Genomic DNA, 9,189 nt, shown 5'->3' with positions numbered 1-9,189 from the left:
TCAACTTATACAATTCAACCATCAATCAGACTATTGTATATACCTTACGGGGGGATAAAAAGGGTAGGACGCAGATAGAATAAGCCTGATAGCCCTCTCTCCTTGCTGATAATACTTACGTTTATTAAGATTTAATATCAATAATTCGGCGACTAATTCATAGGAATTTTCCATGAAATTGACCCAATTGTGGTCATAAAGACCAATATAAAAACTACTATGTCGTTGAACAGTCCGCTTAGATTATTTAATTCGTCCAACATATTTTTGAACACCTATGCGTTTAATTTTTTGACCGGATATTGTTGCAATTGTATAAGCAAGGGAGATTAATAATATGAGAGAAAGTGGCCGTTGTCCTGATGCATTAGTATTTTCTAAATTATAACCACCACTCTCAAAATCTCTAAACATCTCTTCAATATCAAAACGCTGTTTATAAGCTTTGATAGCCGAATCTAACTCATCTAAATTAGTTAAGATAAACCAGCCTTCCTCCGGCGCAACTCCAAAGCGTTTCCGTTTCCATTTACCCGGAAGATTAAAGCTGACAAAACAATAGTAGTTTTTGTATAGGGCTAGTATTTGATTTCTGAAAAATATCCGTACATCTGAAGAGACAGAAAGTCGAAGATAGTGTTTCTGATTATTCTTTTACTCACAGGGAACAATCCTAGAAGTTTCCATTGCATTGCACCTACACCGTCTATAATCCGATCCGATCCCACAATTGGCAAACCATTCATCCATGCCGTAGCACTCCAAATCAGTCCATGCTCTCAGCAAATAACTTGCTCTGCTTTGAATGGAATCCAATTTTTCAATTTGATTTCGCCGTGCATCTGCAATCGAACCGCAGATGCGATCACAGTTTCAGGAGCGATCGCGTGTTCAAGATACCGTCTTGCTGCTTCTGGTAAATGAGATAGTTCATCTGAGTGGAATACACGCTCCTTGGATGTCGCTGAATCCCATAGCATATTAAGAGAAATTTGTTTGGTCATAATTGCCTCCAGTATTTTGATTTTGATGTTTGTTTCGATTGCAGTCCATCAAGATGCGAACTCATAGTGAATCTCTGTAGTTCTTCCTTTAAAATAAAGCCGAGTGCCTTCTGGATACTCCCATCCCACCTCGCCTTCTAAAGGAATCAGCATCCCATTACGAACTGAATATTCCCAGAATCGACCGCCCCAAGGCATAGCAGTCAGCTTGTCACGATAACGAGCCTCAGCCCGACAAGTAGCGATCGTCCCTTCAGCATTAAACTGAAATACGAGGGAGACAGTTGTTGCGCCATCCGTCAAAGTAGCGCGGGCGGAGGTGTCATTAATTGCGTCCCAGCGCACACCCTGACTGGGTAACAGAGCCGTGGGATACCACACTGCCTCAGCAAAGTACCGCAACAATTCACCTTGGTTCAATTCAGGCGTACCATGCATTTTTGCAACGGTGAGAAGACCGAATAATGATGCGTGTAAGTTGCCTTCTCCTAACAGATATGTATCATGAACAAAGGCATTAACTCCTGGAGCCATCTGGATGCGTGCATCCCAATCAAAACCGAGGCGTTGAGTCATCACAAGTTGGGTGGCAGTAAACGGATTCCACTTGGCTTCCGTTTCATTCAGATTGAACTGTCCTTGCTGAAAGAGCTTGACCACAGCCACGATCGCTTGTCCATCCTTGAGTACTGTCCGAAAAAATCGCTGTACGGGATCTGGTAAGCCTTCAATTTCTTTTTGCTCATAGATTTGGGGCTTAATTGTTCGCCGTCCATTTATTAATTTGGCTCGTAAGTTATCAGTGTTTGACTGCCAGCGATAGCTACCATAGATCGCAGCAAGTCCGAGGCAGACTATGATTAAAACACCAATCATTGCAATCCATTTCATCCACATGATGCTTACCTATGGTTGTTAATTCAGAATTTGATAGATAGTGATGATAAGAATGATTGCGAAAATAGTTGTATAGATTAACTTCGTGTACTTGGCTAGCCAACTTGGAAGATAAATATCAAAATTGTCCTTTGTGGAGTTTGAGTATTTTCGGGCAAGCAAATTTAATGGGCAATGGGATTTAAAAGTTAGTAGGGTTAGCCCTTCTAGCAATATAAATCCATAACCAATCCAAAGCCAGAGATCGAGTTTATTTGCAATCGCGGCATAAAGCATATAGAAAATCACAAAGTTGAAAAATACCCATATCAACGTGTGAATGACTTTAATTAAAGTCAATTTTGTTTCACTTTCCATACTGTCTCAGTATAATTTCTTCATTTTCGGCGTTAAATCGCGCCATTCGTTCTATTTTTGAGTTCATAACATTTGATTGCACAACATTCCCTGACATCTTGCCAAGAATGATTTGCTGATGTTTTTTTCGCAATTAACTGCTTGCAATTTCCCTTCCAGAGCATCTAGCAGATATAAACGCCCCTTACTCTTGATCAGAATGGAGCGCTCTCTTTTTAGGCGTTTCTACAAGCACAGAGATAACGAGCAAACTTAGCCCAATAATTTTGATAAAGGCGTTGATTGCATGTGCATATTCCCATTGATTACAATATCGCGTCCAATTCACGGGAACGGGATTCGTCGACCATTTGGCGAATTCAGCGTTCATTGGCGCGACAAACGTTATCCAACTCACAAACGCCAGTACCAAAAAAATCACTCCGCCCAAAGTCCAGTAGAAAGTTGAACCACGTTTGCGAACAAGAAATACCAACACAATTCCCGTCAGAATTGCTGTAATTTCAAAAGCTGCGCCGACTGAGCCAAACAACTTATAAACATTTTCAAAAACCGTTACTTTAACCCATAGTTGTTGGTCAAACTGCATTCTTTGCGGCAACTCTAGCAAATGTGCCATAGACAAACTGAGGCTAAACGAAGTCAGCATAAGTGTTATGAATCGCCAAGCTTGTATGAATGTCATTGTTCTCTGCCTCACAATAGTATTAATTAGGTTTAAACAAAGAAGTTTGATATCTACGTTGCTTTTTCATATTCCCCTATGTTGACAATTGCATCAGCTTCAGATATTGGTTGCAGTCTGGTACGGTTACGCTTCCACCAAAGCGAATGAGGTTGGTATTGTTGTGATATCAGTCTGTGCCAAAGGATTGCCTGCAAATATTAAGCTTATGGTGGCTATAAAAACCAGAATTAATTGTTGCCATTTCATAGATTTCATCCTCGTGAACGATAAGAACATTGACTATCTCTCATGACATTGAAAAAAAATATAGTAAGAGCAAAAACTAGGAGAAAGAATGTGTAATTTTAAAAAAATCTATTTTTTTTAACTATAAATCTAGTTTTCATTTCTTATTGTTTTGATATTTATTGGTTGTAGTATTTATCAAATAACCGCCAAATCCTGTTATCCATAACACAATTGGATAAACTACCCATCTTTCTGTTCCGCCGATGCCGATAAAAGAAAAAATAATGTGGGGAACAAACATAGCGGCAAACCATGTAAGTAATGCAACTGAGCCAAATAGAATCCCGATGTATTTGAAAGGTGCTAAAGCAATTTTGGAAGATGCGATCGCTGACAATCCACCAGATAAAAATGTAAGCATTGCGAACATTCCATGATAAGGAGCTTTGTCTCCGGAAAAAATGCCAATGCCTACTAAACCCAAACCAAATAGAGCAACCGGAATGCTGAAAAGCAGTTTTTTGAAATATCTATTCTGATAAAATGTCGCTGTCAAAATCATCAGCCCTGATAACAGCATAGTGATATTAAAAATTCGAGAAGAAGGCTGATAGATTAAGCTGTTGGGGGGTTTTGTTGCACCAAGATCGCTTATTTCGCTGTTAAAAGTTGTGTAGCCAGTGCCAGATGGATACAACGCTTCGGCGGTAATAATGCCCATTAAGGCAAATGAACCAGCAAGAAAGAGTAATAGACCAGAAAGTTTTAATTTATTCATAACAGATTGTTTCACTCGATTTTTTGAGCAGACGTATCGCGATTGCGTTCCCGTAAAACTAATCCCGTAACTTTTCCTTGAGTGTTTTTGACGAATTTAATTTCCGTTTCAGACTCTTTTAGAAAAAAGTCGGTTTCTGATTCGGCGAACAACTCAAATGTCGGCTGTCCGGTCGCCTGACTCATTAATTTCCCGTTTTCGTTTGTGATAGTGAGAATAAAGTTTGGGGCAATTTGATATTGTCCGGCGTAAATGTCGTATATTTTGGGTTCAACCGAAACGATGACTTTTTCTTTTGGAAGATACTCAAACCAGCCATATTCTTTGGCAATGCTTCGCATTATTTCTTCTGCAAGTGCATCACCGTTGTCTGAATTGGTCATTACAAGCGCACCTTGCCCACTGTCGTTATAGGCAACCATCAAACATCTGTAACCTTCGTTCCCGCCGCCATGAACGAAACGGGCGGATTGATTTTTTCCTCGCAGTTCGAGTCCAAGTCCCCATCCTCCGATTTGCGGCGTGAGCATTTCATTAACCATTTGGACAGATAAAACTCTGTTTGACTTTCCGCTTTTGGACTTTTGAATTTCAATTGCAAAACGAGCAAGATCGGAAGGCGTTGTCCAAAGTCCGGCAGCCGCCATTTCAGGATGTATATACCAATTACCTTTAATCTTTGTTCCATCGGATTTATAACCGATGGCGGCTGAAGCCCGAAGTTTTTTCGGAAGCGTTTGCTGATAAGTACTGCGGGTCATATTAAGTTTTTTAAGAACCTCTTCCTGCATAAAGGAGGGAAACGGCTTTTTGGTTACATCTTCCGCCAGTTTTTGCACAACGACATAGCCGCCTCCGGCGTATCTAAAATCTTTGTTTAGTGTGCCATCAACCCTTATCGGAATTGAATTAGCTGGCGTTACTCCGTCTAAAATTTGCAGAATTGTCGGAATTTCTTCATCCACCACGTAACCGCGAAAGCCCGAAACCGTCAGACTGGCACTGTGACTTAACAAGCCGCGCAAAGTTACCTTTTGCTCTCTCGTAAAATTGTTTTCGGGAACTTTCCACGAAACAAGTTTTTCATTCACATCTTCGTCAAGATTCAATTTATTCTCTTGGACGAGTCGTAACATCGCCATTGCTACTACCGGCTTACTAATTGATGCTGCTTGAAAAAGTGTTTCGGGAGTTATAGATCTATTCCCGCCTGTTTCTTGAACTCCGTAACCACGCGCCCATTCAATCTTTCCGTTGTTAATAACGCCAATACTAACACCGGGAGTTTTATAAAATCGCATTCGGTTAACAAGTTTCATAGCCATATTCGGCTCACCCTTGACAATAAACGGCAGAAGCAACCCGTTCTCGACGCGCCGAATTCTTTCGTTTAGCCTTGTACTTTGGGTTGATGTATAAATTCGCTTTTGAGCTAATCCGGTTGGCGGAAATATATTGATAATACTCAGGCTTAAAGATGTGCATAAAAATAGGATAATAAATACTGATGGTCTTATTTTCATAAGTTGGAATTACGGATTTTTTTTAAACATGAAGAGTTTAATTTTGAATTCTATGGAAACCCTTTTCGTCTAATTTTCAATTTTATAAATTAATACAATCATTTCCGCATAAACCAATAAACGGGGCGGCGTAGTGACACTAGCTACGGCGAAATCAAGTATATTTATACCGAGCTAATGTCTTTGATTCCCACAGAAAGACTACAATAACAGCAGCGATCGCAATTATTGAATAGTGAATATCAGGATAGTCAACTAGCGGATTGTGGTTTTGGTCTTTTGGAAATAAAATTCTACCAATATTAGCCATGCTATGAAAAATGATGCACGCAAATACACTCTTTCCAGTGTTGTTATAAAGCCAAACAATAAGTATCCGCATACCAACAGTACCGAGAGTTGCCCATAGTATCCATATAAAATCGTGACCCTGTTGAATGATTGATGGGTAATGCAATATTGCCCATACCAAGCCTATAATGATGGCGGTTGTTAGTGCACCCCATCGTTCTTGCATACTATCAACGGCATATCCCGACCAGCCAACTTCTTCACCTGTAGCAAGGATGAAAAAGGCAACAGAAATTACCGCGTTTTTTAGAAACGGAATTTCCACTCCTACAGGAAGTGGCAGTCTAAACAAGTGCATTACTCCATATATCAATAGATATATTATTGGCATCAAAAAAATAACAGGCAAATACCAAATTTTTTGCCTAATTCTTGAAAAATCAAAAACTCTTTTTAACAGACTCTTTATACCAATAATCCCCTCTTCTTTATAAACAAGGGTGCAGGCAGCTATTAACGGTAAAAAGGCGGCTATAAGGTCAGTAATAGGAACATCCAGAGGAAGTCTTTTAACTTCGACCATTGTTTCAATTACCCATAATGGAATAATAAGAGCAAAAACCAGGAGAAAAAATTTTAGTGGTGATTTATTTGATGATGTGCTGGTATACATAATTGTGATTTGTTAAATGTCGTTTTATACTGATTAGTTAGAAAGTGATTTTAAATATAACTATTTCATTATGTGCAAATAAACCAGTCAACAGGTCGGCGTAGTTGGGGCAGCAGATGTTGTTTCACTCAATCAGTCTTGCTATTAAACATATTTATGGGGAAAGCTCCTGATTTAAGTTGAATACTCTGATCCATTGGAACGCGCCAGAAGTATCAAACGTGCAATTCCATTTACTACGCCCAAAACCGCACACACACTCAGCCAAAGCATCAGATCCGGCATAGATCGAAACAACAGTACATATCCAAAGAATCGATCCCACACCAATGCCAATAGCCAAGGCAATACGAGTAGGAAAAACCCTGGCAAGAATGTGCAGCCAATCCCTAACCAGACACGCCACAAGGGAGTTCTACGAATCGCCTGTTTCCATTGCGGTAAGTAAAGCAAACTGCGGATTGCCAGCATTACACCTATAAACATCAACAGTGCGATCGCTATACCCCACAAGGTTATTGAGAACCCACCTGCGGCAGGCTGCCCATCCTTTAGTAATTGAATCAGTCCAGTTTTGATTTGCGGAAATGCCATTGGAATTAACGGCGACGCATAGATGTTGCAAAGTAGCGAAATTCCATACTTTTCCTTCGGCAACAGCCCAACATACGTAGAGAATGTAGACAAAACTCCAGAGTGTTCGATCACTGGTTCACCGTTCTCGCTGCCCTTAACCCAACCCATGCCATAGGAACTACCGATGGTTTTGGGTGGAGTGTGCATCAGCGCCACACTACTTTCAGAAAGCAATTTTGTTTCTTTAAATTGTCCACTGTTGGTTTGGAAGATTAGATAATTTGCCATGTCCTCTGCGGTGGAAACGATCCCGCTACTGCCGCTCAGATAACCAGACATTTCTGGATATGCGAAGGGCAGTCCAAATGCCATCAAATGTCCTTGTACCATGTTTGTAGCACCTTGGAATGCGTCAGCACTTGTAGTTGCATTGAGCGTCCGCGACATTTGAAGAGGTGTAAAAATATGCGTTTGTAAGTAGGCTGAGAATGGCTGTTGACTCACCACTTCAACCACTCGCGCCAACACTTCGTAATTGGGATTGAAATAGTTAAACTGAGCGCCGGGTAAGGCAACGGGACTTGCTCGATTGAGGCTAGTAACGCGCTCGCTAATTGTTTTTGCTTGGGAAACCTGCAACTCAGAAAAGCCTACGTCAGATAAACCACTCACTTGATTGAGGAGATGACGAATGGTTATTTTGGCAGCGATTCCGCCAAGCGGACGCTGCGCGAACGTCGGATCAGCCAAGGTGAATTCTGGTAAATAAGTTTGCACGAGTGAATCTAGATTAATTTGTCCCGCTTCGACCAACTGCATCACTGCAATTGCAGTAAACGATTTGCTCAACGAAGCAATCAAGAATTGGGTCTGTGCTGTAACAGGGCGATCGTTATTTGCTGTACTGTATCCCTTAATGTGCAACACTTGGTTATTGTGAGTAATGGCGACTGCCAAACCAGGAATGTGATGAGTCTTCATTTGAGTTGTGATGAAGCGATCGATCCTATCATCCAAGTCCAGTTGGTTTGCACTGCCATTGATGTTGAATATGATGACAATCAACACACTCATGAATATCAAAATGAGGCGGAAAAGTTTGTTCATTGGGTTAGATTTTGTTGATTGTCATAAAGCATAATTCGCCATAAAATGAACATGATCAAGGCAGCAATTTAAGCTTCTAAGATTAGTTTCTTTGGCTCTAATAGTCTAGAACTACGTCATTTTGCATTTAGCTATAGGACTCCTATTTGATTTTTGAAAAAATTCCGTATAACTCGAAAGGGCTGATTTCCCATTCCTTACTCCCTACTCCCTGCTTATCGCGCTTGCGCTGCGCTTCTCTTTCAGAGACGCTAACGCGAACGCGCACCACGTAAATAAGTTCAAGAATCAAATCGGATTGCTATAGAATTACACCCTATTTATACATAAAGACCGTCACTCTAACCCAAAGTTGCCGATCAAACTGCATTCTTTGCGGCAACTCTAGCAAATGTGCCATAGACAAACTGAGACTAAATGCAGCCAGCATGAGTGTCATGAATCGCCACACTTGTATAAATGTCATTTTGCTTTGCCCTAAAGCATATATATCTCGGCAACTTATGTTAGACAAATAATGAAATGCTGCGTTAGTATCGGAGGGCATAACTAAATTAGCTGATGGGTTGGAAATTTCTAACTAGCAACCTCATAGATATTCCAACTCTATCAATACTTTTGCCAAAATAAGAGCCTAGAAAAATTTTGCCAGTTTTGCCAAAATTACCACCATTAATTTGCTTTATCGCGCAAGGAACGCAAAAGTTGGCCAACTGTAGCTCCTGCTAGATCAATCCACTGATGGAGTGAGAAGTGCAACTTAGATTTGAACTGATTGACCCAATCGTTGTAAAGGGTGGAGTCAAGAGTCTTAAACCATTGAGCATAATTTCTAAAGGCTTCATCAATTAAGTTGACAAAGGCTTCGCCAATAGCTTGGTTGTGAAGACCTGGAATTAAAATTAGTTTTTTACCCAAAAATTATGCAGCTTCACAGAAAATTGGATTATTACTAATAGCTGCAAGTTGATTATCATTTTTATTATCTGTATATTTTATTTTCTGGAAGTCCCTAACCCTCTCCTAAGAAACAGTATTTGCTTGGGGCTGAGGAGTAAGCTCAAAAC

General features: G+C 40.3%; 6 protein-coding genes and 3 pseudogenes. All 9 read right to left on the bottom strand.

Annotated elements, in window-relative coordinates; translation table 11 throughout:
* Window positions 1-30: 30 nt before the first annotated feature.
* Window positions 31-561: pseudogene (locus tag HWQ42_RS00590) on the bottom strand (IS4 family transposase); the annotation flags it as partial.
* A 17-nt stretch (window positions 562-578) separates the two neighbouring features.
* Window positions 579-980: pseudogene (locus HWQ42_RS35390) on the bottom strand (DUF6544 family protein).
* Between the two features lie 72 nt (window positions 981-1,052).
* The gene (locus HWQ42_RS00580) at window positions 1,053-1,895 is read right to left on the bottom strand and encodes a DUF6544 family protein (RefSeq protein WP_292808390.1); all 843 of its coding nucleotides are present in this window, start codon (window positions 1,893-1,895) and stop codon (window positions 1,053-1,055) included.
* Between the two features lie 547 nt (window positions 1,896-2,442).
* Window positions 2,443-2,877, bottom strand: coding sequence for a hypothetical protein (locus HWQ42_RS00575; protein WP_292808388.1), 435 nt, complete (start codon window positions 2,875-2,877; stop codon window positions 2,443-2,445).
* 451 nt (window positions 2,878-3,328) lie between these two features.
* Window positions 3,329-3,952 carry a DUF998 domain-containing protein gene (locus HWQ42_RS00570; protein ID WP_292808386.1) on the bottom strand — a complete coding sequence of 208 codons (624 nt, stop codon included), beginning with the start codon at window positions 3,950-3,952 and terminating at the stop codon, window positions 3,329-3,331.
* Between the two features lie 11 nt (window positions 3,953-3,963).
* The gene (locus HWQ42_RS00565) at window positions 3,964-5,475 is read right to left on the bottom strand and encodes a serine hydrolase (protein WP_292808384.1); all 1,512 of its coding nucleotides are present in this window, start codon (window positions 5,473-5,475) and stop codon (window positions 3,964-3,966) included.
* A 154-nt stretch (window positions 5,476-5,629) separates the two neighbouring features.
* Window positions 5,630-6,439 carry a CPBP family intramembrane glutamic endopeptidase gene (locus tag HWQ42_RS00560; RefSeq protein WP_292808382.1) on the bottom strand — a complete coding sequence of 270 codons (810 nt, stop codon included), beginning with the start codon at window positions 6,437-6,439 and terminating at the stop codon, window positions 5,630-5,632.
* A 174-nt stretch (window positions 6,440-6,613) separates the two neighbouring features.
* Window positions 6,614-8,122, bottom strand: coding sequence for a serine hydrolase (locus HWQ42_RS00555; protein ID WP_292808380.1), 1,509 nt, complete (start codon window positions 8,120-8,122; stop codon window positions 6,614-6,616).
* Between the two features lie 675 nt (window positions 8,123-8,797).
* Window positions 8,798-9,034 (bottom strand): annotated as a pseudogene (locus HWQ42_RS00550) (IS66 family transposase); the annotation flags it as partial.
* Between the last annotated feature and the right edge of the window lie 155 nt (window positions 9,035-9,189).

Source organism: Nostoc sp. JL23, from assembly GCF_017115065.1.
In the GTDB taxonomy this organism is placed as follows: domain Bacteria; phylum Cyanobacteriota; class Cyanobacteriia; order Cyanobacteriales; family Nostocaceae; genus Nostoc; species Nostoc punctiforme_A.
This window is presented reverse-complemented; position numbering and strand designations above follow the sequence as displayed.

Bases quoted from the DNA above. Each gene is read 5' to 3' on its own strand.
- HWQ42_RS00570 (WP_292808386.1), bottom strand. From the start codon at position 3,952: ATGAATAAATTAAAACTTTCTGGTCTATTACTCTTTCTTGCTGGTTCA.
- HWQ42_RS00580 (WP_292808390.1), bottom strand. From the start codon at position 1,895: ATGAAATGGATTGCAATGATTGGTGTTTTAATCATAGTCTGCCTCGGA.
- HWQ42_RS00565 (WP_292808384.1), bottom strand. From the start codon at position 5,475: ATGAAAATAAGACCATCAGTATTTATTATCCTATTTTTATGCACATCT.
- HWQ42_RS00555 (WP_292808380.1), bottom strand. From the start codon at position 8,122: ATGAACAAACTTTTCCGCCTCATTTTGATATTCATGAGTGTGTTGATT.
- HWQ42_RS00575 (WP_292808388.1), bottom strand. From the start codon at position 2,877: ATGGCACATTTGCTAGAGTTGCCGCAAAGAATGCAGTTTGACCAACAA.
- HWQ42_RS00560 (WP_292808382.1), bottom strand. From the start codon at position 6,439: ATGTATACCAGCACATCATCAAATAAATCACCACTAAAATTTTTTCTC.